This is a genomic window from Actinomadura fulvescens, assembly GCF_039533225.1.
GTDB classification, from domain to species: Bacteria; Actinomycetota; Actinomycetes; order Streptosporangiales; family Streptosporangiaceae; genus Spirillospora; species Spirillospora fulvescens.
Genome location: NZ_BAAATD010000004.1, coordinates 586,825 through 613,227, shown reverse-complemented (window position 1 = coordinate 613,227; position 26,403 = coordinate 586,825). Strand labels below are relative to the sequence as shown.

At 70.0% G+C, this 26,403-nt stretch carries 21 protein-coding genes; 9 read left to right on the top strand and 12 right to left on the bottom strand.

Annotated elements, in window-relative coordinates; all coding sequences use genetic code 11:
- Nucleotides 1-43 precede the first annotated feature (43 nt).
- Entirely contained in the window at nt 44-1,543 is a 1,500-nt protein-coding gene (locus ABD333_RS18455) for a hypothetical protein (protein ID WP_344542437.1), read from the bottom strand.
- 289 nt (nt 1,544-1,832) lie between these two features.
- Between ABD333_RS18455 and ABD333_RS18450 the strand changes: the two genes are divergently transcribed.
- The 5 genes from ABD333_RS18450 to ABD333_RS18430 all read left to right on the top strand — a co-directional run bounded on the left by ABD333_RS18450 (nt 1,833) and on the right by ABD333_RS18430 (nt 7,387).
- Complete coding sequence (locus tag ABD333_RS18450; RefSeq protein ID WP_344542436.1) at nt 1,833-3,014, top strand: tyrosine-type recombinase/integrase; 1,182 nt, start codon at nt 1,833-1,835, stop codon at nt 3,012-3,014.
- Nucleotides 3,015-3,336: 322 nt separating this feature from the next.
- Nucleotides 3,337-3,642, top strand: a complete 306-nt coding sequence (locus ABD333_RS18445; RefSeq protein WP_344542434.1) for a hypothetical protein — start codon at nt 3,337-3,339, stop codon at nt 3,640-3,642.
- A gap of 127 nt (nt 3,643-3,769) precedes the next feature.
- A complete protein-coding gene (locus ABD333_RS18440; RefSeq protein WP_344542433.1) occupies nt 3,770-5,380 on the top strand; it encodes a serine/threonine-protein kinase in 1,611 nt (536 codons plus the stop codon).
- Nucleotides 5,381-5,458: 78 nt separating this feature from the next.
- Nucleotides 5,459-6,466 (top strand): LLM class flavin-dependent oxidoreductase, encoded by a 1,008-nt coding sequence (locus ABD333_RS18435; protein WP_344542431.1) that lies wholly within the window; start codon nt 5,459-5,461, stop codon nt 6,464-6,466.
- 189 nt (nt 6,467-6,655) lie between these two features.
- Nucleotides 6,656-7,387: a hypothetical protein gene (locus ABD333_RS18430; RefSeq protein ID WP_344542429.1), complete on the top strand. Its 732-nt coding sequence runs from the start codon at nt 6,656-6,658 to the stop codon at nt 7,385-7,387.
- A 76-nt stretch (nt 7,388-7,463) separates the two neighbouring features.
- On the opposite strand, the gene gabT is transcribed toward ABD333_RS18430, so the two are convergent.
- On the bottom strand, nt 7,464-8,819 hold the full coding sequence (gene gabT / locus ABD333_RS18425) for a 4-aminobutyrate--2-oxoglutarate transaminase (RefSeq protein WP_344542428.1): 1,356 nt from the start codon (nt 8,817-8,819) through the stop codon (nt 7,464-7,466).
- 103 nt (nt 8,820-8,922) lie between these two features.
- Here gabT and ABD333_RS18420 point away from each other — a divergent pair, with 103 nt between their 5' ends.
- Nucleotides 8,923-10,392: a PucR family transcriptional regulator ligand-binding domain-containing protein gene (locus ABD333_RS18420; protein WP_344542427.1), complete on the top strand. Its 1,470-nt coding sequence runs from the start codon at nt 8,923-8,925 to the stop codon at nt 10,390-10,392.
- A 31-nt stretch (nt 10,393-10,423) separates the two neighbouring features.
- On the top strand, nt 10,424-11,851 hold the full coding sequence (locus ABD333_RS18415) for an aldehyde dehydrogenase family protein (protein WP_344542425.1): 1,428 nt from the start codon (nt 10,424-10,426) through the stop codon (nt 11,849-11,851).
- Nucleotides 11,852-11,863: 12 nt separating this feature from the next.
- On the opposite strand, the gene ABD333_RS18410 is transcribed toward ABD333_RS18415, so the two are convergent.
- From ABD333_RS18410 to ABD333_RS18385, 6 genes are all read right to left on the bottom strand, one after another.
- A complete protein-coding gene (locus ABD333_RS18410; protein WP_344542424.1) occupies nt 11,864-12,943 on the bottom strand; it encodes an alpha/beta hydrolase in 1,080 nt (359 codons plus the stop codon).
- A 119-nt stretch (nt 12,944-13,062) separates the two neighbouring features.
- Nucleotides 13,063-14,352 (bottom strand): ABC transporter substrate-binding protein, encoded by a 1,290-nt coding sequence (locus tag ABD333_RS18405; protein ID WP_344542422.1) that lies wholly within the window; start codon nt 14,350-14,352, stop codon nt 13,063-13,065.
- Entirely contained in the window at nt 14,349-15,479 is a 1,131-nt protein-coding gene (locus ABD333_RS18400) for a branched-chain amino acid ABC transporter permease (protein WP_410557153.1), read from the bottom strand. Before ABD333_RS18400 ends, ABD333_RS18405 begins: the two co-directional genes overlap by 4 nt.
- Nucleotides 15,472-16,362: a branched-chain amino acid ABC transporter permease gene (locus ABD333_RS18395; RefSeq protein ID WP_344542420.1), complete on the bottom strand. Its 891-nt coding sequence runs from the start codon at nt 16,360-16,362 to the stop codon at nt 15,472-15,474. The genes ABD333_RS18400 and ABD333_RS18395 overlap by 8 nt, the downstream gene beginning before the upstream one ends.
- A complete protein-coding gene (locus ABD333_RS18390) occupies nt 16,359-17,183 on the bottom strand; it encodes an ABC transporter ATP-binding protein (RefSeq protein WP_344542419.1) in 825 nt (274 codons plus the stop codon). The genes ABD333_RS18395 and ABD333_RS18390 overlap by 4 nt, the downstream gene beginning before the upstream one ends.
- The gene (locus ABD333_RS18385; RefSeq protein WP_344542418.1) at nt 17,180-17,977 is read right to left on the bottom strand and encodes an ABC transporter ATP-binding protein; all 798 of its coding nucleotides are present in this window, start codon (nt 17,975-17,977) and stop codon (nt 17,180-17,182) included. Before ABD333_RS18385 ends, ABD333_RS18390 begins: the two co-directional genes overlap by 4 nt.
- Nucleotides 17,978-18,183: 206 nt before the next feature.
- Between ABD333_RS18385 and ABD333_RS18380 the strand changes: the two genes are divergently transcribed.
- The gene (locus ABD333_RS18380; RefSeq protein WP_344542416.1) at nt 18,184-19,419 is read left to right on the top strand and encodes a PucR family transcriptional regulator; all 1,236 of its coding nucleotides are present in this window, start codon (nt 18,184-18,186) and stop codon (nt 19,417-19,419) included.
- A 93-nt stretch (nt 19,420-19,512) separates the two neighbouring features.
- Here ABD333_RS18380 and ABD333_RS18375 read toward each other — a convergent pair whose 3' ends face one another.
- From ABD333_RS18375 to ABD333_RS18365, 3 genes are all read right to left on the bottom strand, one after another.
- Nucleotides 19,513-20,766: an HNH endonuclease signature motif containing protein gene (locus ABD333_RS18375; RefSeq protein ID WP_344542414.1), complete on the bottom strand. Its 1,254-nt coding sequence runs from the start codon at nt 20,764-20,766 to the stop codon at nt 19,513-19,515.
- 586 nt (nt 20,767-21,352) lie between these two features.
- Nucleotides 21,353-21,826, bottom strand: a complete 474-nt coding sequence (locus tag ABD333_RS18370) for a hypothetical protein (RefSeq protein WP_344542413.1) — start codon at nt 21,824-21,826, stop codon at nt 21,353-21,355.
- A 55-nt stretch (nt 21,827-21,881) separates the two neighbouring features.
- Nucleotides 21,882-23,390 carry a carboxyl transferase domain-containing protein gene (locus tag ABD333_RS18365; RefSeq protein ID WP_410557157.1) on the bottom strand — a complete coding sequence of 503 codons (1,509 nt, stop codon included), beginning with the start codon at nt 23,388-23,390 and terminating at the stop codon, nt 21,882-21,884.
- Between the two features lie 81 nt (nt 23,391-23,471).
- Here ABD333_RS18365 and ABD333_RS18360 point away from each other — a divergent pair, with 81 nt between their 5' ends.
- Entirely contained in the window at nt 23,472-24,881 is a 1,410-nt protein-coding gene (locus ABD333_RS18360) for an amidase (RefSeq protein WP_344542409.1), read from the top strand.
- 162 nt (nt 24,882-25,043) lie between these two features.
- On the opposite strand, the gene ABD333_RS18355 is transcribed toward ABD333_RS18360, so the two are convergent.
- On the bottom strand, nt 25,044-26,354 hold the full coding sequence (locus ABD333_RS18355) for a sensor histidine kinase (RefSeq protein WP_344542408.1): 1,311 nt from the start codon (nt 26,352-26,354) through the stop codon (nt 25,044-25,046).
- Nucleotides 26,355-26,403 lie beyond the last annotated feature (49 nt).

The following is a 26,403-nucleotide window of genomic DNA, read 5'->3' as shown; positions in this document are numbered from 1 at the left end:
GGCCCTGAGAAGGCCACGGAGGACCTAGAAGCCACAAGGGATGTCACCCTGCTTCTTGGTTAGCCGAACCCCCAGAGGCCGAATAAGCGGCCCTCTGACGCTCGATGCGCACCTTCTTGAGGTATTGATCCTCATGGATGTTCAACTCGTCGGCCAGCCGGTCTAGGTGCTCCGAGCTGACGTCAACACTGCGGTAACGGTTTCCGCCCTTAGGCCCCGTTCCCTTCTCAATCTCGGCGAGACCGAAGGCTGCAAGCTTCTGCGCTGCCGCCCGAATCTGGTGAGGCTTGAGACCTGTCAGCGTCACCGCTTCACTCATGCCGACAAACGACGTCGGTAGTTTGACCCAGACCTCGGCAGGCCTACCAGCCAAGCCTTTAGAGGTGGTGAACAGAGGATGTGCAACATTACTAGTACATACTCTTTCTGTCCCCCCTAGAGATGAGTATGTACTAGATTTGTCACTCATTTCTAGGTTGAAGGTGTAGGTGTCAGTCTCTCCTACTGGCTCGCCCTTAGTGAGCCAGTCTTGTTCCACGAGTCTTTGAAGTGCCTTACGTACTGTGTCGATAGCCCTACCGGACTTGATGTGCAGGTCTCTCACACTCGCCATGGGCGAGTAGGAGGAGTGCTTCTCTGCGTGTCTGATCAAAGCCAACAGAACATCTCTGTCTGTGCTTCGAGTGAAGGTGGCTTGTTCAGCCGCCTCTTGGAAGGCTCTGATCTTCTTCTTGAAGGTCTCTAGATCGAAGCTGGGAGTGACATTGTTCTTGGTCACCCAACCGACTGCGTTGTCGTAGGTCTTACCAGCAGACTTGAAGGCGGCCTCACGGCCATGCCTGTCTTCGATCTCTTGGGTCTTGGCGCCACCCTTGTTACGTCGGTCGGTCACTTGGCTGATGAACCACTCTTTGGAGAGCCCGACCCTGACGGCTGCCTGGGCGATGGCAGCCTCTGCTTGATGACGTCCTTCGTATCTACCTTCCGTGTCTCCGTCTCTGAGGAGTCTCGCCCATTTGCCGGTGAGCCCCTTGGGCGGGATTGCCTTCCCTTCGCCATCGGCGGGTCCTAGGCGTTCTAGGGCCTCCTCAACAGAGGTCGGTTCGATGAGAGACACAGGAAGACCGTTCCTGTGTGGAGAGAGTGGGGGCCTCGTAGCCTGCGTGTGACGGATGTTCTCGAAAGGGAACTCATAGTTCTCATTGAGGGCGACTTTGAAGTCTTCTTTGGTCACGGCAGATGGAAGGCAGACCCATAGATGCCTGCGCCCGTCTCCTCCTGAAGCCACAAGAACCGTTTGAGCATGGAGGTAGGTCTCTGCCCACCCCTTCACCTTCACGCCTTTAGCGACAAGCTCAGCGCTGTCCAGGTCCAAAGCGACCAGCCCTGGCTTAGGCTCGACAGCGAAGGCTCTTCCGCTTGTTACTGCTTCCTCGATTGCCACCCAACGGTCGGGAACATTGTTCTCCTTGATCAGGAGAGCATTCCCACCGTGCTTGACGACCGCCCGAGCAAGGGCAAGGACGTCTTCTTCTCTCGGCATGTGTACCTCCGCTGAACAGAGGAAGCCGGACCTGGTTGCGGGTGGCCAAGCTGAGGCTTCAGGGGGTCGTGGGGACTGTGCTCGCGCTGAGGCTACCTGGAACGTCCAAGTGCCCTAGACAGCCCTGCACAGCAGGCCTGAGGGCCTCCTGCGCTCACCTGGGGAACCTCAGGATCAAGGCTTGGAGGGACCGTCCTCTGCCGCTACGATGGGGCTCCCCTCGCTGGGGATCACGATCCTTGACAAGTCAACAGGGAAACGGAGAGACGTCCTCTCGAAAGGACGTCTCGTGCCGAAGAAGAACTACAACACCTTCGGTCCGTACAAGCGCAATGGGAAGTGGTTCTTCAAGTACGAAGAACCGGGCTCTGAGGCTGCCACCCAGAATGGCAAGCCTCGCCTTCTCTCAGGTGGGACGTTCAGCGCCAAGAAGATCTGCGAGTCGCAGATCAAGGCGAAGGATCGGGAGATCAACGATCCGGACTACTTCACCAAGCAGCAGAAGGAACGCAAGCGCGCCAAGGCTGAGGACTACGGCAACCGCTGGATCGAACTTCAATCATCCGGCAAGCCGAACACGGTCAAGAACGCCAAGAACATCATCCGGAACTACTTCATTCCTCACTTCGAGGGGCGCTGGATGGACGAGATCACACCGTCCGACGTTCAGGAGTTCGTCAACTGGATGACGAGTTTCCGGTCACCGGGGACAGTGCGCATGTTCATGGGCTATGTAGCTGCGCTGTTCTACCAGGCCAAGCGGGATCGGGTCATCACTGACCTGCCGATCGGCAGGAAGAACAACATCAAGCTTCCTCCCAAGCCGAAGAGCAAGAACCATCCGTTCGAAGATGATGAAGTGGATCTCATTCTCAAGGCCGTCGATCATCGCTTCCGACCCATGGTCCTCATCATGGCCACCACGGGTATCAGGTGCGGCGAAGCGTTCGCCCTGACCTGGGATCGGATCGACCTGGACAAGGGCACGGCCTACATAGATCGTCAGGTGCAGTACGGCAAGTTCTGTCGCCTCAAGGGCGAGAAGGGCGAGACCCTACGTCCGTTCACCATCCGGCTGCATCCGGCAGCCGTGGAGGCTCTCAAGAAGCACCGAGAGAATTCGGTCACGATGACCGTGGAGTGGGAAGGCGGGATCGAGCCAGAGGAAACGGTCGAGATGGTCACCGTGTCTGCGACAGGGCTCGTCTTGTACGGCCAACTCTTCCTGTCTCACTGGAACAAGGTGCTGGACTCCCTGAGCTGGTCTCGTAGGGGCAATGGCCCTCACAGGCTCCGGCACTACTTCGCGGTCAAGATGATCGAGGATGGCGCTTCGCCTGGTGAGGTCAAGGTGGCTCTCAACCACTCCCATGTCATGATCACAATGACGGAGTACGGAGACCGTTGGGAGCGTCCCGACGAACGGCTGTGGAGCCGTACGGATCGACTGTTTGCCAGGTTCGCAGCCTGATGGACTTCCCGTAGGTTTCCCCGTGGGGTTGGTGGCCTGGTCTTTCTGGTCATCTACCTGGGGATTCCTTGGTCATCCTCGACTACAACACCGAGTACAACCCGCCCGCGCTCTACCAGCCGGACGCGTTCCGCTCGTCCGACCACGACCCCCTGCTGATCGGACTGCGGCTGCGCTGACGTCAGCCTGAACGAAGCCGGGCGATCCGCGGGGTCGTCCGGCTTCGCTGTTTTCCGGGGATTCCCCTGGGCTCCCGGGGGGGTTTCCCGAACGCGGTTCGGAAGCATATGATCACGCCACCCCTATGTGAGCGAGGTCACAGATGAACGCGGCCGCCCCCACCGCACCGGCAGCCACCGGCTTCGGACTCGGCATCGGACCTGACGGCACCTACACGCGCGGCGCCCAGGTGGTCGCGTTCCTTCTCGGCCTGTGGACGATGCTGGTCTTCTTCCCGCTCCTCGTCGTCGGCGCCATGCTCTACGCGAACGCCGAGGAGGTGTTCAAGACCAATCCCGGGCGGGCCAAGACGATGGTCCTGTGGTCGTGGCTGAGCGTCTCGGTCTTCCCGCCGGTCGCGGCCGTCGTCGCCCTCGGCGTCGTGATCGCGGTGAAGGCCCTGTCCTAGGGCCCGGAATCAGCGCGAACCTTCACCCGTTCCGCGCGCATCGAAGGAAGGGAGACCGGGCGGGCCGTCCGATCGCTGGCGTCGTCCAGCGGCGGCCCGAGGAGCCCGGCGGGACGGGGCACACGGCATGGCGGCTCTGCGCGCGAACGATCCCACTCGGCTGGGCGGTTACGACCTGGTCCGCAGGCTCGGCGAGGGCGGCCAGGGCGCCGTCTTCCTGGGCCGCGACCCGGCCACCGGCGGGCAGGTCGCGATCAAGCTGCTGCACGCCGAGCTGAACGAGAACGAGCGGGCCCGGTCGCGGTTCCTGCGCGAGTTCGAGGTGGCCATGCGGGTCGCGCCGTTCTGCACCGCGCAGGTCCTGGACGTGGACGTGGACGAGGGCCGGCCGTACATCGTCAGCGAGTACGTGCCGGGCCCGTCGTTGCACCAGCAGGTCTCGCGGGAGGGCCCGCTGACCGGCGGCTCGCTGCAGCGGGTGGCGGTCGGGACGATCACGGCGCTGGTGGCGATCCACCAGGCCGGGATCGTGCACCGCGACTTCAAGCCGGGCAACGTGCTGCTGGGCTCGGCCGGGGCCCGGGTCATCGACTTCGGCATCGCGCGGGCGCTCGACGCGACCACCAACACGGCGGGCATGGTCGGCACCCCGGTCTACATGGCGCCCGAGCAGGTACGGGGCGAACGCGCCGGACCCTCCATCGACGTCTTCGCCTGGGGCGCCACCATCGCGTTCGCCGCCACCGGCAGGACGCCGTTCGGCGCCGACAACCTGCCGGCGGTGATCCACCGGGTCCTGAACGGCGAACCCGATCTGGGCGACCTGGCCGGGCCGCTGCGCGGCATCGTCGAACGCTGCCTCATCAAGGACCCGGCCCAGCGTCCCGAGGCGCGCGACGTGCTGATGTCCCTGCTCGGCCACGGCTCGCCCGCAGTCACACGCCATGCACCCGCGCCCACCCGCGCTCCGCAGCACCATGCCGCTCCGCCGCCGCCCCTCCCTGCCGCCGCGCCTGAGCACGAACGTGACGGGGTCATGACCGGGATGCTCCAGGCCGGGCACGACCTGGCGGCACAGCGGACTCCCGAGCCCACGCTCCTGCCCGGTTCGCCGCCGCCTCCGGCACCGACGCCCACGCCGCCCGCACCTGGCTACCCGCCCCCACCCGGTTTCTCTCCCGCACCCGGCAACGCACCGGCGCACGGCTTCACGCCCCCGGCCGGCCCTCCGCCGGGGCCCGCGCCCGCGCCGGGTGCGGCCCGCCACGTGCCTGTCCCCCACCAGATCACCATCGACCCGTTCCACGCTCCCCGGCCGAAGAAGAGGCACGGCCGGACGGCCTTGTGGGCCGTGTCGGCGACCGTTCTGGCGGCACTGCTGACCGGCCTGGTGCTGCTGGCTCCCCAGTTCGAGCGTGACGCCAAGGGACGGCAGACGAACGACCAGTCGCCCCTTCCCACCGCGACCACGTCTCAGTCCGTGGAGCCCTCGCAGAGCACGGAGACGACGACGTCGGCGACGCCCACCGAGACCGAGAGCGGCGGCTACTCCCCCACCCCCGAGCCCACGCACACGCCCACCTGGCGACCCACCCGGACCTCCGAGCCGACACCCACGCACACCCCGACCGTCGAGCCGACACCCACACCGACCCCGACCGGCACAGGCGACGGCGGTGGCGGCGACGGTGGTGGTGGTGGTGAGGGTGGCGGCGGTGGCTACGGCGACGGCTACTGAAGGGCCGCCCGCTGTGACGATCCGCTCACCCGCCGCTCACCGGGAAGAGAGCGGATCACCGGGCGGTTGTCATCGTTCATGAGCGTTCCCTTCTCCGTCCTCGACCTGGCCCCCGTCGTGAGCGGCTCCACCTCCGGCCAGGCCCTGCGCAACACCCTCGACCTGGCCCGCCACACCGAGGGCCTCGGTTTTCACCGGTACTGGCTCGCCGAGCACCACGCGATGCCCGGGATCGCCAGCTCCGCGACGGCCGTGCTCATCGGCCAGGTCGCGGCGGCCACCGAGAGGATGCGGGTCGGGTCCGGCGGGATCATGCTGCCCAACCACGCGCCGATGGTCGTGGCCGAGCAGTTCGGCACGCTCGAAGCCCTCTATCCCCGCCGCATCGACCTCGGTCTCGGCCGCGCCCCCGGCACCGACCAGGCCACCGCCCGCGCGCTGCGCCGCTCACCCGACGCGCTGTCGGTGGACGACTTTCCCGAGCAGGTCCACGAGCTGCGCGCCTACTTCGGCGAGCAGAGCAAGGTCACCCCGGCCGCGGGCAACGAGCCGCCGGTCTGGCTGCTCGGCTCCAGCGGCTACAGCGCCCGCCTCGCCGGGCTGCTCGGCCTGCCGTTCGCGTTCGCGCACCACTTCAGCGCCGAGAACACCCTGCCCGCGCTTCGGGTCTACCGCGAGTCGTTCCGGCCGGGCGCGCTCGCCGAGCCGTACGCGCTGATCGCCGTCTCGGTCACCGCCGCGGAGACCGACGAGGAGGCCCGCGAGCTCGCCCAGCCGCAGGCCCTGTCGTTCCTGCGCCTGCGCCAGGGACGGCCCGGCCCGCTGCCGAGCCCGGAGGAGGCGGCCGCGCACCCCTACACCCCGATCGAACGCGAGATCATCCAGGCGCGTCTCGACTCGCAGGTCGTCGGCGGCCCGGAGTCGGTACGCGGCCGGCTGGACGCCCTCCTGGAGAGCACCAGGGCCGACGAGGTCATGGTCACCACCATGGTGCACGACCACGCCGACCGCCTCCGCTCGTACGACATCCTCGCCGGGCTCTACGACCTCACGACCGCGGGCACACCCGTCGCGTCGAACGTGTAGCGCCACGTCCTTCACAACGCTCGGCGGCGGGTCCTGACGAACTAATTGAGCGTCGGCCGCCGGTCCCGTTATCAGCGGCCGACAAATCCCCCGCAAAAGCTTGATTTCTGCATTGACTCCGGTACAAACAGTGGGCGAACCACGTGGTTGAGGAACGCATCCGGATGCCCCATCCCCCGAGGAGAATCCATGCAGTTCCCCGTCAGACGCGCCGTACCGCCGGCCGCCCGCGCGGCGGTCTCACTGGCCGCCTGCGCGGCGATGGCGGGCACGGCCCTCGCCGCCGTCCCCGCCTCCGCGGCCACCACCACCATCCACCGCGACAACGCCGCCGGCGCCCCCTACGCCGGCAACTGGCAGATCTCCACCATCGGCCCGCTGAAGTTCTCGATCGTCTTCCTCGGCGCCACCATCACCGCGACCTGCGAAGACGCGAAGCTCAACGGCGCCGTCACCTCCACGGGAACCGGCACGCTCGCCAACGGGTCGGTAGGCGCGTGCACCGCCTCCAACGGGCAGACCTCTCCCGCCATCACGTTCGACAACCTTCAGGGCGTCGGCGGGCAGGTCACCCACGCGCCGGTCCAAGGCGGCCGCGACGGCATCCTGGCCGTCACCGGAAATCTCAACTTCAAGCTCGAAGGGGAATTCCTCGGCCGTGTCCGCACCTGCTACTACGGTTTCCGCACCGGTAATTCAGAAGGAGCGAGTTTCGACATCTACAACGGCGATAATCCGCGCCGTCCGGTGCCTTCGAGTAACGACGTCCAGGGCACCCTCGCCAACATCACGCTCGTCAAGCTGCCCGGCAGCGACTGGCTCTGCGGCTCCAACGGAACCGGCAGCGGCCAGGCCGTGGCGCGCGGCGAGACCGTCGCCGGTTCTGGCGTGTTCGACCAGCGCCTGTACGTGACCTCGTAAGAAGGCGGGACCGGGCCGCTCGATGAGGGCGGCCCGGTCCCTCGGCCCGGTCCCTCGGCCCGATCCGTCAGCCGGGTCAGCCCTCGAAGGCGGCCTCCAGGATGCCGAGGCCCTCCACGAGGAGACGCTCGGGGATGACCAGCGGCGGCAGGAACCGGAGCACGTTGCCGTACGTCCCGGCGGTCAGCACCAGCAGCCCGGCGGCGTGGCAGCGCCGCGCGATCTCCGCCGTCAGCACCGGGTCCGGCTCCGTCCCGCCGCCGCCGCGGACCAGCTCGATCGCGATCATGGCGCCGCGCCCGCGCACGTCACCGATGACGTCGTGCTTGTCGGCGAGGGCGCGCAGCCTCGCCAGCATGGTCTCGCCGATCCATCGGGCACGCTCGACGAGGCCGCCGGCCTCGATGTCCTCCAGCACCGCGAGCGCCGCCTCGCACGCGAGCGGGTTGCCGCCGTACGTGCCACCGAGCCCGCCGCCGTGCACGCTGTCCATGAGCTCGGCGCGGCCGGTCACGGCGCCGAGCGGGAGCCCGCCCGCGATGCCCTTGGCCATCGCGACGAGATCCGGCACGACGCCCTCGTGGTCGCAGCCGAACATGTCGCCGGTCCGCGCGAACCCGGTCTGCACCTCGTCCGCGACGAGCATGATCCCGTTCTCCCGGCAGAATCCGGCGATCGCCGGAAGGAAGCCGGGGGCGTGGTCGATGAAGCCGCCCTCGCCCTGGATGGGCTCGATGACCACGGCCGCCACGTTCGACGGCCCGACCTGCTTGGTGATCTGGTCGATGGCCTGCGCCGCCGCCTCCGGTCCGCAACCGTCCGGCCCGGTCGGCCAGCGGTAGGCGTAGGCGGGCGGCATCCGGTAGACCTCCGGCGCGAACGGGCCGAACCCGTGCTTGTACGGCATGCTTTTGGCGGTCAGCGTCATCGTCAGCAGGGTCCGGCCGTGGAAGCCGTGGTCGAACGCGACGACCGCCTGCCGCCCGGTCGCGTACCGCGCGATCTTGACGGCGTTCTCCACCGCCTCCGCGCCGCTGTTGACGAGGAACGACCGCTTCTCGTGGTCGCCGGGCGTGATCCGGTTGAGGTGCTCGCACACCGCGACGTACGACTCGTACGGCGCGACCATGAAACAGGTGTGCGTGAACCGCTCCACCTGCGCCCTCACCCGTTCGACGACGCGCGGGCTCGCGTTGCCGACGCTCGTGACCGCGATGCCGGAGCCGAAGTCGATCAGGGAGTTGCCGTCGACGTCCACGACCACGCCGCCGCCCGCGTCCGTCACGTACACCGGCAGCACGCTGCCGATGCCCGGCGGTACGGCGCCGAGGCGGCGCTCCTGCAACTCCCGTGACTTCGGCCCCGGGATGTCGGTGACGACGCGGCGCTCCTGCGGCAGGCGGTGGGTCCCGCCGGTGATCTGGCTGGTCATGGCGCGAACATAAGCCGGGACGCCCGTACGCTGAACTGTACGGAGTGGCGAATCATCACCACCCGACTGGACGACCCGCACAACGTGACCCCTGGGGATCGCCATGCCGCCCACGCTCGCCGAAGTCGCCTCGCTGCCCCAGCTGGGGTTGCGCGCGCTGACCGAGATGCGCGCCGACCTGCCCGTGCGGTGGGTGGCCGTCAGCGAACTGGAGGACCCGACGCCGTTCCTGGAGGGCGGCGAGCTGGTGCTGACCACCGGGATGCGGCTCACCCCCGGCAACGCGGTGCCGTACGTGGCGCGGCTGGCCGGACGCGGCGTCTCGGGGCTCGGCTTCGGGGTCGGGGTGATCCATCAGGTCATCCCGCCGGAGCTGGTCGACGCGGCCCGCGACCAGGGCCTCACGCTCCTGGAGGTGCCCCGGCCGGTCCCGTTCATCGCGATCGGCAAGGCGGTCTCCCGGCTACTGGCGGCCGAGTGGTACGAGGACGACACGCGCGCCTTCCAGGCCCAGCGGGAGCTGACGCGCGCGGCCCTGCGCGGACCGGGGCCGCTGGTCACGCGCCTCGCCCGCGAGCTGGACGGCTGGGTGCTCCTGCTCGACCCGTCCGGCGAGGTCCGGCACGCCGCCGTGGCCGCCGAGGGTCCCGGGCGGGCCGCCGAGCTCGCGCGCGTCCGCCGGCGCGCCGCCGAACTCGTCCCCGACCTCGCGCGCCTCGCCCAGGAGTCCCGGACGGCCAGCATCACGCTCTCCGGCAAGGACGACCATGTGGTGGCCCAGGGCATCGGCGTCTCCGGCCATCCGCGCGCCTTCCTGGCGGTCGGGACGGCCGAGCGCCTGCCGCGGGTCGCGCACACCATCGTCGGCTCCGCCGTGGCGCTGCTGACCCTGCAGTCGGAATCCCCGCGCACGACCCGCGACCTGCGTTCGGCGCTGGCCGGCGTGCTGCTCGGCCTGCCGCCCGGCGGCCCGGCGTTCCCCGCCGCGCCGGTCCGCGTCCTGGCGTGTGCGGGCGGCGCCGCGGTGCTGGACGCTCTGGGCGACGACGACCGCTGCCTGCCCGTCCCGCTGCCGGACGGCGCCGTGGCGGTGATCGTCCCCGCCGGGGCGGCGGAACGGGTCATGGCACTGGCCCACGAGAGCGGCCCGGTCGGCGCGAGCGAGCCGTCCGGCCTGGACGATCTGGGCCAGGCCCTCCACCAGGCACGGCAGGCGCTGGCAGCCGCCCGCCGCCACCGCGCCGCGCTCCGCTACTCCGACCTCCCCGGGCAGGGCCTGCTCGGCATCCTCGACCCCGCGCTCGCCCGGGGCTTCGCCGAGACGCTGCTGGCTCCCCTCGCCGCGGACGAGACGCTGATCACGTCCCTGCGCGCCTACGTCGCCGCCAACGGCCAGGGCGAGACGGCCGCCCGCGCCCTGGGCGTGCACCGCCACACGCTGAGGTCCCGGATCCAGAAGGCCGCCCGCCTCCTCGGCCGCGATCTCGACGATCCCGCGGTACGGGCCGAGCTCTGGACCGCGCTCGCCGTGACGGCCAGCGGGACGGAGCCGATTGGACACCCTGGCCACTAGAAACGACCCGTTCCAGAGATAGCGTGAAGGCATGAACGTGACCCCTTTCTGGCTGGCCGGGCGCGCCGCGACCGGTGACGGCGAGCTGACCGTTGAACACCCCTATGACGGCCGCGTGGTCGCCACGGTCTCCGTACCGACCCAGGACCAGGTGGAGGAGGCGCTGGCCGCGGCCGACGCGGTGCGCGCCGAGGCGGCGGCCCTGCCGGTCCACGTGCGCGCGGAGGCCCTCGCCCACGTGTCGCGGCGGCTGGCGGAGCGGTCCGAGGAGATCGCCAAGCTGATCACGGCCGAGAACGGCAAGCCGCTGATGTGGGCACGGATCGAGGTGAAGCGGGCCATCTCCACGTTCCGGTTCGCCGCCGAGGAGACCCGCCGCTGGAGCCCGGTGACGCAGCGGCTGGACACCGAGGAGGGCGGGGTGGGCCGGCTGGCCTACATCTCCCGCGTGCCCAAGGGCCCGGTGCTCGGCATCTCACCGTTCAACTTCCCGCTCAACCTGACCGCGCACAAGGTGGCCCCGGCGATCGCGGTCGGCGCCCCGATCGTCGTGAAGCCCGCGCCCGCGACGCCGCTCTCGGCGCTCGTCCTCGGTGAGATCCTGGCCGAGACCGACCTGCCCGCGGGGATGTTCTCGGTGCTGCCGATCCCCAACGACCGTGCGGGCGCGCTGGTGGACGACCCGCGGCTGCCGATCGTCTCGTTCACCGGCTCGGTCCCGGTCGGCTGGTCGATCAACGACCAGGTACCGCGCAAGCACGTCACGCTGGAGCTCGGCGGCAACGGCGCCGCGGTCGTCCTGCCGGACGCCGACCTCGACTGGGCCGCGTCGCGCATCGGGCTGTTCTCCAACTACCAGGCGGGACAGAGCTGCATCGCGGTGCAGCGGGTGTACGTGGACCGCGCGGTGTACGACGCGTTCGTGCCCAAGCTGGTCGAGACCGTGAACGGCCTGGTCACCGGTGACCCGTGGGACGACAAGACGCAGGTCGGCCCGCTGGTCAGCCAGGACGCCGCGCAGCGGGTCGAGTCGTGGGTGAACGAGGCCGTCGCGGCCGGCGCGAAGGTCCTCGCCGGCGGTTCCCGTGACGGCGCCGCGTACGCCCCGACCGTCCTGGCCGACGTGCCCGCCGACGCCAAGGTCGCCCGCGAGGAGGTCTTCGGCCCGGTCCTGCTCGTCCAGCCGGTGGACGGTGTGGACGAGGCGTTCGAGCGGGTGAACGACTCCGCGTTCGGCCTGCAGGCGGGCGTCTTCACCCGCAGTCTCGACATCGCCTTCCGCGCGCACCGCGAGCTCCAGGTCGGCGGGGTCATCATCGGCGACGTCCCGTCCTACCGCGCCGACCAGATGCCCTACGGCGGCGTCAAGGACTCCGGCGTGGGCCGCGAAGGGCTGCGCTCCGCCATGGCCGACTACACCGAAGAGAAGGTCATGGTGTTGACCGGGCTGCCCCTCTGACCTCAGGCAGCGTCAGGCGGGATCGTCCAGTCCGGATGGTCCCGCCGGGCGGGCCATGGCGAGGCCCATGCGCAGGGCGCCCGCGGCTTCGGAGACCGCCTCGGCGAAGCGGCCGCCGAGGGCGCCCATGTTCGCGAAGCCGTGGATGAGGTCCTCGTGCCGGCGGAGGACGACGGGCACGCCCGCGTCGGCGAGCCTGTGCGCGAACTCCTCCCCCTCGTCGCGGAGCGGGTCGAAGCCCGCGGTCGCGAGGTAGGTGGGCGGGAAACCGCCGAGGTCGTCCGCCAGCAGCGGCGAGGCATTGGGCTCCGTGCGCCGTTCCTGCGGGATGTAGTGGTCGGAGAACCAGGTCATGTCCGGGTCGGTCAGGTAGAAGCCCTCCGCGAACAGCTCCCGCGAGCGCCGGTGGCCGGACAGGTCGGTGGCCGGGTAGAAGAGCAGCGCGAAGGCGGGCGCCGGCTCGGCCGTCCGGCCGACGACGGCCGCGAGGTTGCCGCCCGCGCTGTCGCCGCCGACGGCCACCGCGCCCGGGTCGGCGCCGAACGACTCGGCGTTCTTGACGGCGTACTCGTACGCGGCGAGCGCGTCGTCGGCCGCCGCCGGGAACGGGTGCTCGGGCGCCAGCCGGTAGCCGACCGACAGCACGCGGACGGCCGCGGTCACGGCCAGCTCGCGGCAGAGGGAGTCGTGGCTGTCGATGCTGCCGAGCACGAACCCGCCGCCGTGGTAGTAGACCAGCAGGGGCGATCCCGAGGGCAGCCCGGCCGGGGTGTAGAGCCGCGCGGGGATGGGGTGATCGCCGTTCGGCACGGTCAGCGCGCGGGTGCTGCCGGCGCCGACGGGCCTGCCCTGGATGAGCCGCTGGCCGCGTTCGAGGCGGCGGCGGGCGAGGTCCACCCGCTCGTCGCGCAGGCCGGTGTTCTCCAGCTTCATCAGGGCGAGCAGGAGCTGTGCCTCGGGAGCGAGCCGCTGGCCGTCCCGGCTGACCTGGCGGCCGGCGATCAGCCGGCGGACCGGCGCGGGCAGCGCGTAGACGGCGCGGACGGCGAGGTTCACGGCCTGGGGCGGGATGAGGTCGGTCGGCAGCGGCATCGATCCTCCAAATCAGGACATTGCCGCTGATCGTAACTATCGCAACAAAAGGGACCTCGGCCGAGGGGCGCCGGTGCGTTCGCGTGAGGTGAACGAACGCACCGGCGCCCTGCTGGGGGTTACGACCCGGCGGGGACTTCGTACGACTTGGCCATGTCCGACTCGGTGGCCTGACGCTGGATCACCAGGCCGCCGAGCGCCTTGGCGTCGGTCCGCAGGATGTAGGTCTTGCGGGTGCCGGGCTGGTCGAACTTGCTGAAGTCCATCGGCGTGCCGAAGCCGTCGTCGTGGATGCCGCCGGACCGGTGAGCCTTGATGATGCCCGCGCGGCTCAGGTCCTTGGCCGCGCATGCCTTCTTGAGCGCGTCGGCGAAGAACAGCGCCGAGGTGTAGCCGTTGACGACCGCGTTGTCACGCGGCTGGCCCGGGTACTTCTTGCCGTAGGTGTCGGCCAGCTTCTTCAGGGCGGGCAGTTCCGCGCCGATCGGAGCGCCCGCGCTGGCCATGTAGAAGTCCTTGAGCAGGGCCGGCGCGGCGGGGGTCTGCAGCAGCTGCGGCGAGAAGCCGGAGTTGCTCGACACGATGGGCACCATGATGCCCTTGGCGCGGGCGACACCGGCGAGCGAGGCCGACTGCTTGGGCCCGGCGCTCATCAGGATCGCCGTCACCCCGGCGCTCTTGAGCGCGGCGACCTGGGCGCTCATGTCGTTGTCGGTCGCCTTGATCTTCTGCTCGACGAGGGTGAGGCCGAGCTTGCCCGCGGCGTACTTGGCGCCGTGCAGCGCGCTCTCGCCGTAGTCGCCCTCGAAGTAGACGTGCCCGACCTTGTCGCCCTTCTTGACGCCCTTCTCCTTGGTGAGGAAGTCCAGGGCGTTGATCATGTCGATGTCGTACGTGGTGCCGCTGACCTGGATGGACTCTGTGCCGAGCAGCGTGGTCGACCAGGCCATCGGGATCACGAACATCTTGTCGCTGTTGATCCGGCCCTTGAGCGCGGTCACCATCGGCGAGCCGATGAACTGCGGGATGCCGGCGACATCGGGCTGGAGCTCGCTGTAGGCGGCCATCGCCCGCTGGACGTCGTAGCCGTGGTCGCGGACCACGACCTCCACCTTGCGGCCGCAGATGCCGCCCGCCGCGTTCAGCTCCTCGAAGTAGAGCTGCTGGGACTGCGTCAGGCTCTTGCCCAGCGGGGCGTAGACGCCGGTGAGGTCGCTGACGATACCGACCTTGATCTTGTCGGCGGTGACGCCCGGGCCGAGCTTGACGCCGTCGGAGCCGGTGCCGGCGGACCCGCCGGTGGCCTTGTCGCTGCACCCGGCGGCGGCGAGCACGATCGCCAGCGCCGCCGTCGTCGTACGCAGCGCGGTGGACCTGAGCACTGTTGACCTAAGCACTGTGCGCTTCATGCTGGTTGTTCCTCTTTTTCGAGTCGGGGCAGGGTAGGGGATGATCTGCGGGCGGCCAGGGCCAGGCGGAGGCGGGCCCACAGGCCGAGCAGCCCGCCGGGCAGGAAGAGGACCACGGCGACGACGGCGGCGCCGTACAGGATGCGCGAGGCCTCGGCGGGCGAGACGCCGCCGGAGCCCGGTGCGGCGACCAGCGGGAGGCCGTCGCTGTAACGGGTGAGCAGCTGGGGCAGCAGCGACACGAAGATCGCGCCGATCACCGCCCCGGCGGCGGTGCCCAGACCACCGATGACGATCATCGCCAGGTAGTCGAGCGAGAGGAACATGCCGAAGTACTCCGGCACCGTCCGGCGGAAGACGAGCGCCAGCAGCGCCCCCGCCGCGCCCGCGTACATCGACGAGAGCACGAAGACGCCCGCCCGGTAGCGGGCCACCGGCACGCCCATCACCGACGCGGCGACCTCGTGGTCGCGGATGGTGTTGAGCGCCCGGCCCGGCCGGCCGCGCAGCACGCCGCGCGCCACCCAGGCGGCGAGCGCGAGCAGCACCAGCCCGAGGAACCAGAGCCGCTCCAGCGCGCCCAGCGGCACGTTGAACAGCACCAGCTCCGGCGAGTCGTCGAAGACGATCCCGGGCAGCTCCAGCGGCGGCACGTTCCGGCCGTTGAAGCCGCCGGTGACGCTCCCGGCGTTGAACAGCACGTGCTGCCCGATGAAGATCAGGGCGAGCGACGCGATGCCGAGATAGGTACCGCGCAGCCGTCCCGCGATCGGGCTGAACAGCCCGCCCGCGATCCCGGCCAGCACGATCGCGCCGACGAACGCGACCGGCGTGGGCAGCCCGAGCCCGTCGAGCTTGGCTTCGGAGCCCGACGCCAGGAACACGTACCCGTACGCGCCGACCGCGAGGAAGAACGCGTGGCCCATCGACAGCTGGCCGGTGGCACCGGTGAGCAGGTTGAGCCCGATCGCGCCGATCGCCGCGGAGATCGCGAACAGCCCGGTCTGCAACCAGAACGAGTCCAGGTAGAACGGGAAGGCCAGCAGCACCGCCGCGCCCACCACCATCAGCGGGACGCTCGGCCTGCGCAGGGCCGCGAGGCGACGGGGAGCGGTCGTGTCAGACACGGGTCAGCTCCCTCGTCCCGAAGAGCCCGGCGGGCCGGATCAGCAGGATCGCGAGCATCACCAGGAACGGCGCGACCTCGCCGATGCCGCGGCCGAGGAACGCCAGGTCGCCCTGGTAGCCGGTGACCAGCGACTCGGTGAGCCCGATGATCAGGCCGCCCGCCAGCGCCCCGGTGGTGGAGTCGAGCCCGCCGAGGATCGCGGCCGGGAACGCCTTCATCGCCGCGAACGACGTGCTGCGGTCTAGGCCGGGGGTCGGGAAGACGGTCAGGAACAGCGCCGCCACGGCCGCCAGCGCGCCCGCCACCGCCCAGGCGCCCAGCGACACCCGCGTGAGCCGGATGCCCATCAGCGCCGCCGTCTCGCTGTCCTCGGCCGCCGCACGCATCGCCACACCCCACGAGGTGTAACGGAACGCCAGCAGGAACGCCGAGATCAGCACGGCCGCGGTAGCCAGTGCCGCGATCCGGGTGTGCGCGATGCTGACCCCGCCCACCGTGAAGATGCCGTTCTGCCACGGGTCGCCGAGCGAGAGCACCTCCGTGCCGATGCGCCGGGTCAGCTCGGTGGTGAGCATGATGTCGACGCCGATCGTGACGATCGCCAGCACCGCGTGGTTCTCGACCGCGGCCCGGCGGATCACCAGGAACTCCACCGCGGCGCCCACCGCCGCCGCGGCCGCGATACCGGCGACCAGCGCGAGCAGGAAGCCGATGTCGTCGTGCAGGACCGCGGTCACGTAGCCGCCGACCAGCAGCAGCGACGCGTGCGCGAAGTTGACCACGTCGGTGGCCTTGAAGATGATCACGAACCCGAGGGCGATCAGCGCGTACACCGATCCCACCGACAGCCCGTTGACCACCAGCTCGATGAAGGTCGTCAAGCCCGTTCCTCTGCTTTCTGCTGTGGCGCCTCCGCCGTGAGTTCCTCGGCGTCGACGGTGTGCGCGGCGCCGAGATAGGCGCGGATCACCGCCGGGTCGCGCTGGACCTCGTCCGGTGTGCCGCCCGCGATGCGGCGGCCGAAGTCCAGGACCGTGACCCGGTCCGCGAGCTTCATGACCATGCCCATGTCGTGCTCGACGAGGAGGATCGACAGGCCGAGATCGGCCCGCGCGGCGACGATGACCTCGGCCATCCGGCGCCGCTCGTCCCCGTTCATCCCGGCCACCGGCTCGTCCAGCAGGAGCAGCCGCGGCTCCATGGCGAGCGCGCGGGCCAGCTCGACCCGCTTCTGGACGCCGTACGGGAGCATCCCGACCGGGGCGTCCAGATACTCGCTCACGCCGACGAACCGGGCGATCTCCCGGACCCGTCCGCGGTGCCGGGAGTCCTCACGCCGCGCACGCGGCAACCGCAGTCCCGCCGCGACGAAGCCCGCCCGGGTCAGCCGGTGCCGCCCGAGCATGAGGTTGTTCTCGACGTTCTGCCGCGCCGACAGCGCGATGTTCTGGAACGTGCGCCCCACCCCCAGGGCCGCGATCTTGTGCGGGGGCAGCGTGGTCAGCTCGGCGCCGCCGAACCGCACGCTCCCCTCCGTGGCGCGGTAGACGCCCGACAGCACGTTGAAGCACGTGGACTTGCCCGCCCCGTTCGGCCCGATGACCGCGTGCACGCTGCCCTCCGGCACCGTGAAGTCGACCTTGTCCAGCGCGGTCAGCCCGGCGAACCGCACCGTCAGCCCGGCGACGACGAGCTCGCTCATGAGACCCACCTCTCCAGCGAAGGCGGCCGCTGGAGCCGCAGCTCCTGCTCGTCCTCACCCGCGACGCCGAGATAGCGTCGCCGGATCTCGTCGCTGGCGGCCAGTTCGGCGGCGTCGCCGTACAGGGTCACCTCGCCGACCTCCAGGACGTGCGCGGTCCCCGCCAGCTCCAGCGCGAGCGCCGCGTTCTGCTCGATGAGCAGCACGGCCGTGCCCTGCCGGTTGATCTCGATGATCGTCTCGCTGATCCGCTCGGCCATCAGCGGCGCCAGCCCCAGCGTCGGCTCGTCCAGCAGCAGCACCTTGGGCCGGGCCATGAGCGCCCGGCCGATGGCGAGCATCTGCTGTTCGCCGCCGGACAGCAGACCGGCCCGCTGCTTGGCGCGTTCGCCCAGTACCGGGAACAGCTCCAGAACGCGCCCGCGCGCCTCGGCCGCACCGGACCGGTCGGGGGCGCCCAGCGCGCCGGCCTTGAGGTTCTCCTCGACGGAGAGCCGGCCGAACACCCGCCGGCCTTCGGGCACCTGGACGACCCCGGCCGCCACCACCGCCGCCGGACGCAGTCCGGCGAGCGGCCGGTCGCCCAGGCTGATCGTGCCCTCCTCCACCGCGCCGCGGTGGAAGGACAGTGTGCCCGAAATGGCTCTGAGCAGCGTGGACTTGCCCGCTCCATTGGCCCCGAGAACGGCCGTCACCGACCCCTCGGGTACCTCAAGGGACACCCGGCGCAGCGCCCGGACGGCCTTTCCGTAGCTCACCGAAAGATCGCGGACAGCGAGCGCTCCGCTCGCCATAGGCGCCTCCCATCGTCGTGTGGCAGGCACCTCAACATGTGACACCGAACACCGTCCATGGGGCGGGGCCAAGTCGGGGCGCGCGTCCAACGGAACAGCATTCGGGTTGTGCGGAGCGCACAGGATGCGGGCGAATCCGCACTTACATCTGGTGAATCCATGGCAACCCATGACAAAGTGATGCGGATCACTTATGGGAGACGTCCATGCCGCCTACCAGCACCGATGCCATCACCAAGCGCACTCTGGACCCGGACCTCAAGGCCGCCAACGCCCTCGCGGCCTCGGCCACCGGCGTCCTCCAGCTGCATGTGCCCGACCTCACCGACCGTCTGGTCGCCGAGGTCCTGGCGGAGGATCCGGCCTACGGGGAGTTCGTGCCCAAGGACGAGTTCTGGGAGTCGGTCCGCGACAGCCTGGAGGCCGGCATCGAGCAGATGCGGCGGAAGGTCGTCGGCGAGCGCGCGGACCTCTCGGTGGCCGAACGCATCGGCCGGCGCCGCTGCGAGCAGGGCCTGCCGCTGGAGTCCCTCCTGCGCAGCTACCGGATGGGCGGCCGCATCGTCTGGGAGGCCCTGATCCAGGTGGTCTCCGAGCAGGAGCCCGACTCCCTCCAGGTCCTGCTGCGCTACGCGAGCACCGTCTGGCACACGATCGAGCAGCAGTCCACCGTCGTCTCCGAGTCGTACCGCCGCACGGAGTCCGAGCTGCTCAGGCGCAGCAGCGAGCGGGTCCAGGCGCTGCTGGACGCCCTCCTCGAAGGCCGCGGTGCCGATCCCGGCCTGGCCAAGGCGGCCTCAGCGGCACTCGACCTGCCCGAGCACGGCCGCTACGCCGTCGTCGTCCTGCGGGTGTCGGTGCGCGACAGCGGCTTCGAACGCCCCGAGGAGATCGACGGCATGCGCTTCGTCTGGCGGATGCGCACCGACGCCGAAGTCGGCGTGGTCTTCCTCGGCGACCACGACGCCGAGGACGTCGCCACCGCCCTCCGCCCCCTCATCCGAGGCGAGGCCGGGGTCAGCGCGGTCATCGACGGCCTCGCCGGCCTCGGCCGGGGCCGCTGGCTGGCCGAGGTCGCCCTAGGCACCTGCCGTCCGGGCGACCACCGGATCGTCCGGCTCGACGGCAACCTCCCGGCGGCCCTCGTCGTCGCGCAGCCCGAGCTCGGCGACCTGCTGAGCGCCCAAGTCCTCGGCCCGCTGGCCGACCTCGACCCGACCGACCGCGAGATCCTGCTGGAGACCCTCGCCACCTGGCTGGACTGCGAAGGCTCGGCCATCCACACGGCGAGCCGCCTCTACTGCCACCGCAACACGGTCTTCAACCGCCTGCGCCGTCTGGAGCAGCTGACGTCCCGTTCCCTGCACCGCCCCAGAGACGTCGTAGAACTGGCCCTAGCCCTAGACGCAGCACGCCTCGCCAACACCAAACAGACAACCTGACACCCCTCCCAAGGCGCGACTCAAAGGCACACCGCCCGCAGAGCACGCCCCGCACACAGTGGATGCGCGGGGCTGGTGAACTCGGGTCAGTCGTCAGGCGGCCCAGGAAGTAGCATGATCGCTGCGGATCGCCGGTCTGCCGCGTTCAAATCTGGCGTCGGGTGGCAGCGCCCGATACACGTAGCGTCCGGCGTCGTTCTTGAAAATGTGCATTTGGTCGGGATGAGTGTGTTTCCAGCGGTTGTGCCAGCCGCAGCACAGAGCCAGCTTGTCGATGTCGGTGGGGCTGTTACCCAGCGCCCATCCCTCCACATGATCGACCTCGCACAACAACCCCGGTGTTTCGCAGCCCTGTACGGCGCAGGTGTCATACAAGGTTTCCAGGACGCGGCGCTGACCGGCGCTGGCGATGCGGACCGCGTGCCCCAGGTACAGCGGCTCGTGGTCGGGACCAAGAATGAGCGGTGAGATCCCGGCGGTGAGAGCGATGCGCCGTACCTGCGCGGCCGGGATCGGCGTGCCGTCACGCAACCAGCCGGGGGTGTCGCCGCCGCTAAGAGTGTCGAGGTTGGCGATGACGGTGACGCGGCTGGCCTTGTGGCCGCCCGCCAGCACACTGGAGAGCGCGGCAGCGGTGCGCTCACCCAGATCGCGCCGGTCGTCGGTGCCAGCGGGCTTCGCCAACGGCGCCAAGGTGCCGTCGAGAATGGCGGTGTCTTCGGGGTTGAGCCAGCCCTTGACGTAGCAGCCCCCATCCAACGACCGGCTCACCGTTACCCAGGACCGCTCATAACCCCGTACAACGTCGTCGGGAGGCTTGTCCTCCCCGTTGCGTTCGGCGACCAGGTCGTGGATTTTGGTGCCGAGACGGGCGACCTTGCCAGCCGACAGCCCCTCACCCGCCGCGGTCAGCAGGATGTCTTCGGCTGACGCGCAGTCCTCATCACCCAGCCGCTGCACCGCATCAGCGATGGTCGCGGCATACCCATACGACAACTGACCTGCGGCCAGTCGCGCGGTCACCTGCTCCAGCCGGGGCAGCTGGCGGGCCAGGACGATGCGCTCCTTGGCGCGGCCTTCGCGCATGCCCATCCGGCAGCGCAGCCACGCCTGGGTGGACGCCAGGCCCCAGCGCTTCATTTCCCCGGTCCGGTCCACCACCGCAATCATTCCCGCCAACGCCAACTCAACCCGATCGGCGGCGGTGGCCAATTCTTCGGCCAGCTCCATGCACGCCGCCCCCGAATCGGGGGCGGGCCGTTGGGCGAGTTCGGCAGCGATCGCGGCTGCCGCGTCCACCAATTCACTGGTGGACGCGGAATGCAGATCCGCCACGATCGAATTCATACAGCCATTATATGGCCGATTACAGACAGTCGCGAACCAATTACCGGACCCATCGTGTCCGCATGTGGCCACCCGTTTATGGAGGCTGGGCACGCTCCCATCCAACGGTCAGCACCAGGTTAAGGACGGGCGAATCAGAGACTAAGTCGGCTGGTCTGGGCGGACGGCTGAGCGGTGCCGAATTGACCCATTGCGCGCTTGTGCAACTCACCGCGTGTTGCTGACACGTTGGCTAGGGTTGCATGCGTTTGACCATGCGCCGAGGTGGAGGTGGGCGGTGGCCCAAGCTTGCGCCAGAACCCGCGCTTCGCGCGGCCAAGGTTCGAACATCAGCCCCCAGCAGCACCCGCACATCCGACCACCACCGCAACCCACCACCCCTTTCTTGTCGATGCCGCTTTTAGATCTTCAGCCCCGCAGACCCGCCTGCCGGACGGAATGCACAACCAAAGGGGTGACCGCAGCCGTTGCCCTTACCATAACCGGTGCCCTTAACCATAGCCGGGCCCTTAACCCATAGCCGCGCCCTTATACGCACAAAAGGGACCGCCGCTTACATGGGCTATGGCTATGGCTACGGCTACGGCTACGGCTTGCTGCGAACCGGCGTGGAAAGCTTCACCGACGACTGACCTGTAACGAACCTGCTGCTCAACGCCCTGCAGTCGGTGTCGACCAAATTCCAAAGGGTCGCTGACGAGCGTTTCTGCCCGTCCAGTTTGATCGTCGCCTTCTTGGTGAACGCCTTGACGACGTTCACCGAGACCTTGCTTGTGTACGCATAGCGCCGGTACTTGTCGCCCTTGATCGTGAACTTCACGTGTAGAGCACGACGGCACTTTCCGGCTTGCCTGTATGGCTGCCCCATGTACGCGGTAGCGACGAAGTAGACCTTGTCGCGGTTCTTCTTGGACTTGAAGTGCCGTGCGTACGAGGGGGCGGCGGCGGAGGGATCGGCGGCGACGGACGCATCCGCGGCGACGGCTGCTTCCGCAGGGGTGATGACACTGGCGGAGGCCACAGCGCCCGCCGTTAGAACGATGACGATCTTCTTCAACATGGCCGGGGAGAGTAACAGTCGCCAGTCTCCGGCCTGAATGCCTGGCCGGAGTAGGTCAACGACCAAGACCGCGATACCGGGCTTGGCGGGCAGCCGGATCGGCTCCGGGAACGCCGAGGAGCGCGCGTTCGACGGCCGCGGCGGCCCGGCGGCAGAACCGTTCCGGCTCGTCGGCGGCGTCGGGATCCTCGGCCACCAACTCGTCGACGATGCCGTCGCGGAACAGATCGGACGAGCGGACTCCCTGCGCCTCGGCCATCTCGGGCGCGCGATCCGGCGTGCGGTGGACGATGATCGAGGCACCCTCGGGCGACAGCGGCGACAGCCAGGCGTGCCGTGCCGCCAGGACGCGGTCGGCGGGCAGCAGGGCCAGCGCGGCGCCACCCGTTCCCTCGCCCAGGAGCAGGCACAGAGTCGGCGCGGGAAGGGTGATCATGTCGGCCAGGCAGCGTGCGATCTCCCCCGCCAGGCCGCCCTCCTCGGCTTCCGCCGACAGCACCGCGCCGGGAGTATCGACGACCGTGACCAGCGGGAGGCCCAGCTCGGCCGCGAGGCTCATGCCGCGACGGGCGACGCGGAGCCCGGCGGGTCCCAGCGGATGGCCCGTGCGCTGGCTGCGGCGGTCCTGCCCGACGACGACGCACGGCACGGCGCCGAACCTGGCCAGGGCGAGGAGGAGCCCAGGGTCCGCCTCGCCCTGGCCCGTACCGGAGAGACACGTGACCCTGGTGGCGCCGTACCGCAGCAGCTCCCGGACTCCCGGCCTGCCCGGTTTGCGAGAACGTTCGATCGAGTCCCAGGCCGGGATCTCCTGACTCGATACCGGATGACCGGGCGCATCGGCGATCAGCTCGGGGCCGGGCAGCGGACGGGCGCACAGGACGTCGAGGGCGTCGGCCGCGATGTCCGGCAGTTCGCCCATCCCGACGACGGCGTCCACCAGCCCCTTGGCGGCGAGGTTCTCGGCGACCTGGACACCCGCCGGGAACGGCCGCCCGTGCAGGCCCTCGTAGACCCGCGGACCGAGGAAGCCGATCAACGCTCCCGGCTCGGCCGCGGTGACGTGCCCGAGCGAGCCCCAGGACGCGAACACGCCACCGGTCGTGGGATGCCTCAGATAGACCAGATAGGGAAGCCCGGCGCCGCGGTGCCGCGTCACGGCGGCGGTGATGCGGGCCATCTGGGCGAACGCCATCGTGCCCTCCTGCATCCGCGTCCCACCGGACGAGGGCGCGGCGAGAAGCGGCAGGCCCGCGGCGGTCGCACGGTCGACGGCCGCGACGATCCGGTCGGCGGTCGCGAGCCCGATCGACCCCGCGAGGAAGCCGAACTCCGACACCACGCACGCCACCCGGCGCCCCCGGAGCAGCCCCTCGCCGGTGAGGACGGCCTCGTCGCATCCGCTGCGCTCACGCGCGGCGGCGAGGGCTGCCGCGTACGCCGACCCCGGCGCGGCGACCTCCACGGGTTCGGTGTCCCACGACCGCCAGCCGCCCTCGTCCAGTACGCGGCGCAGCAGCTCGCGCGCACCCGCCCGGATCGTCCCGTCGGTCATGCCCCACATCCTGTCAGCGGTGATCGGAGACCATCCTGTCAGCGGTGATCGGCGACAATGACGGCAGCCGCCTTGATTCGGAGGGTCCCCGTGTCCGCTGAGCTCCCGTTCGCCTCCGCCCGCGACCTCGTCCGCCGCATCCGCGCCCGCGAACTGTCGGCGCGCGAGGTGACCGAGGCCCACCTGGCCCAGATCGAACGCACCAACCCGCGGGTGAACGCGATCGTCACGCTGGTCGCCGAGCAGGCCATGGAGCAGGCCCACGCCTCCGACGAGGCCCTCATGTCGGCCGGTTACGCGGGGCGATTGCACGGTCTGCCCGTAGCGCACAAGGACACCCACGAAACGGCGGGGATCCGCACGACGTGGGGCTCGCCGCTGCTGGCCGGCAACGTGCCGGTGCGCGACGAGCTGGTGATCGAACGGATGCGTGCCGCCGGGGTCATCACGCTCGGCAAGACCAACGTGCCCGAGTTCGCCGCCGGGTCGCACACGTTCAACCCGCTCTTCGGGGCGACGCTCAACCCGTACGACCCGAGCAGGACCGCGGGCGGCAGCAGCGGCGGCGCGGCGGCGGGCCTGGCCTGCGGCATGCACGCCGTCGCGGACGGCGGCGACATGGGCGGATCGCTCCGCAACCCCGCCTCGTTCTGCAACGTGGTCGGGCTGCGCCCGTCACCGGGACGCGTCCCGTCGTGGCCCGTCCAGGCCGGTTGGGCGACGATGGCGGTGCAGGGTCCGATGGCCCGCAGCGTCGGCGACGTCGCCCTGCTGCTGTCGGTCATGGCCGGACCCGACCCGCGCAGCCCGATCTCGCTGGAGACGCCGGGCGAGGTGTTCACCCGGCCGCTGGAACGTGACCTGACCGGCCTGCGGGTGGCCTGGTCGCCCGACCTCGGCGGCCTCGTCCCGGTGGAACGGGAGGTCGTCGAGACCCTCCTGCCCGCCGTGAAGGTCTTCGCGGAGCTGGGCTGCGAGGTCGAGGAGGACTGCCCGGACCTGACCGGCGCGGACGAGGTCTTCCGCACGCTGCGGGCGTGGCAGTTCGAGCTCGCCCTCGGCACGCTGCCGGACTCAGGGCTGAAGCGCACGCTCGTCGACAACATCGCGGTCGGCCGCGCCCTGACCGGCCCCGACATCGGCCGCGCCGAGGTGCTGCACACGCTGCTGTTCCACCGGGTGCGGGAGTTCTTCGAACGGTACGACGTGTTGCTGGCACCGGTGAGCCAGGTGCTTCCGTTCGACATCGACCTGGAGTATCCCGCCGAGGTGGCGGGCCGCCGGATGGTGGACTACCTGGAGTGGATGGCCTCCTCGTACCTCATCTCGACCACGGGGTGCCCGGCGCTCTCGGTGCCGGGCGGCTTCACCCCGGACGGCCTTCCGGTCGGCCTGCAGATCATCGGCCCGCATCGGGCGGACTTCGCCGTTCTCCAGATCGGCCACGCCTTCGAACAGGCCACCCGGCACGCCGCCCGCCGCCCGCCGCTGGCGGAGTGACACCACCCAACCCCGCCCGAGCGAAACCACCCAACCCCGCCCGAATGACACCACCCAACCCCGCCCGAGCGACATTCGGGTTCAGTCGCTACTGGGCCTTCAGCCGTGATCGGCCTCGGCCAGGATGGCCGCCAGGCTTGCCGTGACCTTCGTGCTCAGTTCCTACTGGTTCTTCAGCGGCAGGCGCAGGACCAGCCGGGCGCCTCGTTCGCTGTCGGCGACCTCCAGCGTGCCGCCGTGCGCGACGGCGACCTCCCGGGAGATCGGCAGCCCCAGCCCGGTGCCGCCGCTGTCGCGCTGACGGCTCTCGTCCAGCCGGTGGAACCGCCAGAACACGCGGTCCCGGTCCTCTTCGGGAATGCCGGATCCGTCGTCGGCCACCTCCAGCACCGCGGTGTCCCCTTCGGCGTGCACCGACACGCGTACCAGCGAGGCGGCGTGCCGTTCGGCGTTGTCGAGCAGGTTGGTGAGCACCCGGACCAGGTGCGCGCGGGTGCCGTCGACGACCACGCCCTCCGCCGCCTCGACCTCGACCGGCACCCGGCGGCGCCGCCGTCCCACCTCCGCGCGGGCGAGTTCGCCGAGGTCGACCGGCTGGCGCTCCAGCCGCAGCCCCGCGCCCAGCTTGGCCATGATCAGCAGGTCCGTGACGATGCTCTGGAGCCGGTCGGCCTCACCGAGGGCGGCGCGGGCCACGGTCGGCCAGTCCTCGTCCTCGGGACACTCCAGCGCCACTTCGAGCTGGGCGCGCAGGCCGGTGAGCGGGCTGCGCAGCTCGTGCGAGACGTCCGCGACGAACCCCCGCTGCCGCTCGACCAGGCGCTCCAGCCGGCCCAGCGTCTGGTTGATCGACTCGGCCAGCTCGGAGACCTCGTCGCCGCTCTCGGGCACCGTCACCCGCCGGATCGGCTCGCCCTCGGTGATGGCCGCCAACTCCGCGCTCATCAGGCACACGGGCCGCATGGCCCGCCGCACCGAACGCCCGACGGCCAGGCCGGCCAGCGCCACCATCAGCGCGACCGCGACACCGAGCGCCCCCAGGAAGAATCCCCGGGTGTCCTCGAAATCGGCCATCGGAGAGCCGGCGTGGACCGTCCGCCAGCCGTCCGGCGTCCGCACCCGCTCGCTCACGATGTAGACGCGGCTTGAGACGCCCGGCACCGCGAGCGTCTGCGTCAGCCTGGTGTGCTCGCCCGCCGGGCGGCGCGTCGTCATCGCCGGACGGCCCGCCAGGGCCGGGCTCGCCGCGAGGACCGTGCCCCGGTCGTCCACCACCTGGAGCAGATAGAACCCCGGCGCCTCGGGGGCCAGCTCCGCCCGCCCGCGCGGACCGACCCGCCGGGCGTCGTCGGTCAGCCGCTCGACGGCGGTGGCACCGCGATCGTTCAGCCCGTCGTAGACCGCGTGTCGCACGGCCAGGTAGAACACGGTGACGCCGAGCGCGAGCAGGAAGGCCACGACGACGATCGACACCGCCGTCACCTTGGCCTGCAGGGACCAACGCGAAGGCTGCCACCGCAGC

Bases quoted from the DNA above. Each gene is read 5' to 3' on its own strand.
- gabT (WP_344542428.1), bottom strand. From the start codon at position 8,819: ATGACCAGCCAGATCACCGGCGGGACCCACCGCCTGCCGCAGGAGCGC.
- ABD333_RS18445 (WP_344542434.1), top strand. From the start codon at position 3,337: ATGAACGCGGCCGCCCCCACCGCACCGGCAGCCACCGGCTTCGGACTC.
- ABD333_RS18370 (WP_344542413.1), bottom strand. From the start codon at position 21,826: ATGTTGAAGAAGATCGTCATCGTTCTAACGGCGGGCGCTGTGGCCTCC.
- ABD333_RS18420 (WP_344542427.1), top strand. From the start codon at position 8,923: ATGCCGCCCACGCTCGCCGAAGTCGCCTCGCTGCCCCAGCTGGGGTTG.
- ABD333_RS18455 (WP_344542437.1), bottom strand. From the start codon at position 1,543: ATGCCGAGAGAAGAAGACGTCCTTGCCCTTGCTCGGGCGGTCGTCAAG.
- ABD333_RS18410 (WP_344542424.1), bottom strand. From the start codon at position 12,943: ATGCCGCTGCCGACCGACCTCATCCCGCCCCAGGCCGTGAACCTCGCC.
- ABD333_RS18380 (WP_344542416.1), top strand. From the start codon at position 18,184: ATGCCGCCTACCAGCACCGATGCCATCACCAAGCGCACTCTGGACCCG.
- ABD333_RS18375 (WP_344542414.1), bottom strand. From the start codon at position 20,766: ATGAATTCGATCGTGGCGGATCTGCATTCCGCGTCCACCAGTGAATTG.
- ABD333_RS18415 (WP_344542425.1), top strand. From the start codon at position 10,424: ATGAACGTGACCCCTTTCTGGCTGGCCGGGCGCGCCGCGACCGGTGAC.
- ABD333_RS18405 (WP_344542422.1), bottom strand. From the start codon at position 14,352: ATGAAGCGCACAGTGCTTAGGTCAACAGTGCTCAGGTCCACCGCGCTG.
- ABD333_RS18430 (WP_344542429.1), top strand. From the start codon at position 6,656: ATGCAGTTCCCCGTCAGACGCGCCGTACCGCCGGCCGCCCGCGCGGCG.
- ABD333_RS18365 (WP_410557157.1), bottom strand. From the start codon at position 23,390: ATGTGGGGCATGACCGACGGGACGATCCGGGCGGGTGCGCGCGAGCTG.
- ABD333_RS18385 (WP_344542418.1), bottom strand. From the start codon at position 17,977: ATGGCGAGCGGAGCGCTCGCTGTCCGCGATCTTTCGGTGAGCTACGGA.
- ABD333_RS18435 (WP_344542431.1), top strand. From the start codon at position 5,459: ATGAGCGTTCCCTTCTCCGTCCTCGACCTGGCCCCCGTCGTGAGCGGC.
- ABD333_RS18440 (WP_344542433.1), top strand. From the start codon at position 3,770: ATGGCGGCTCTGCGCGCGAACGATCCCACTCGGCTGGGCGGTTACGAC.
- ABD333_RS18390 (WP_344542419.1), bottom strand. From the start codon at position 17,183: ATGAGCGAGCTCGTCGTCGCCGGGCTGACGGTGCGGTTCGCCGGGCTG.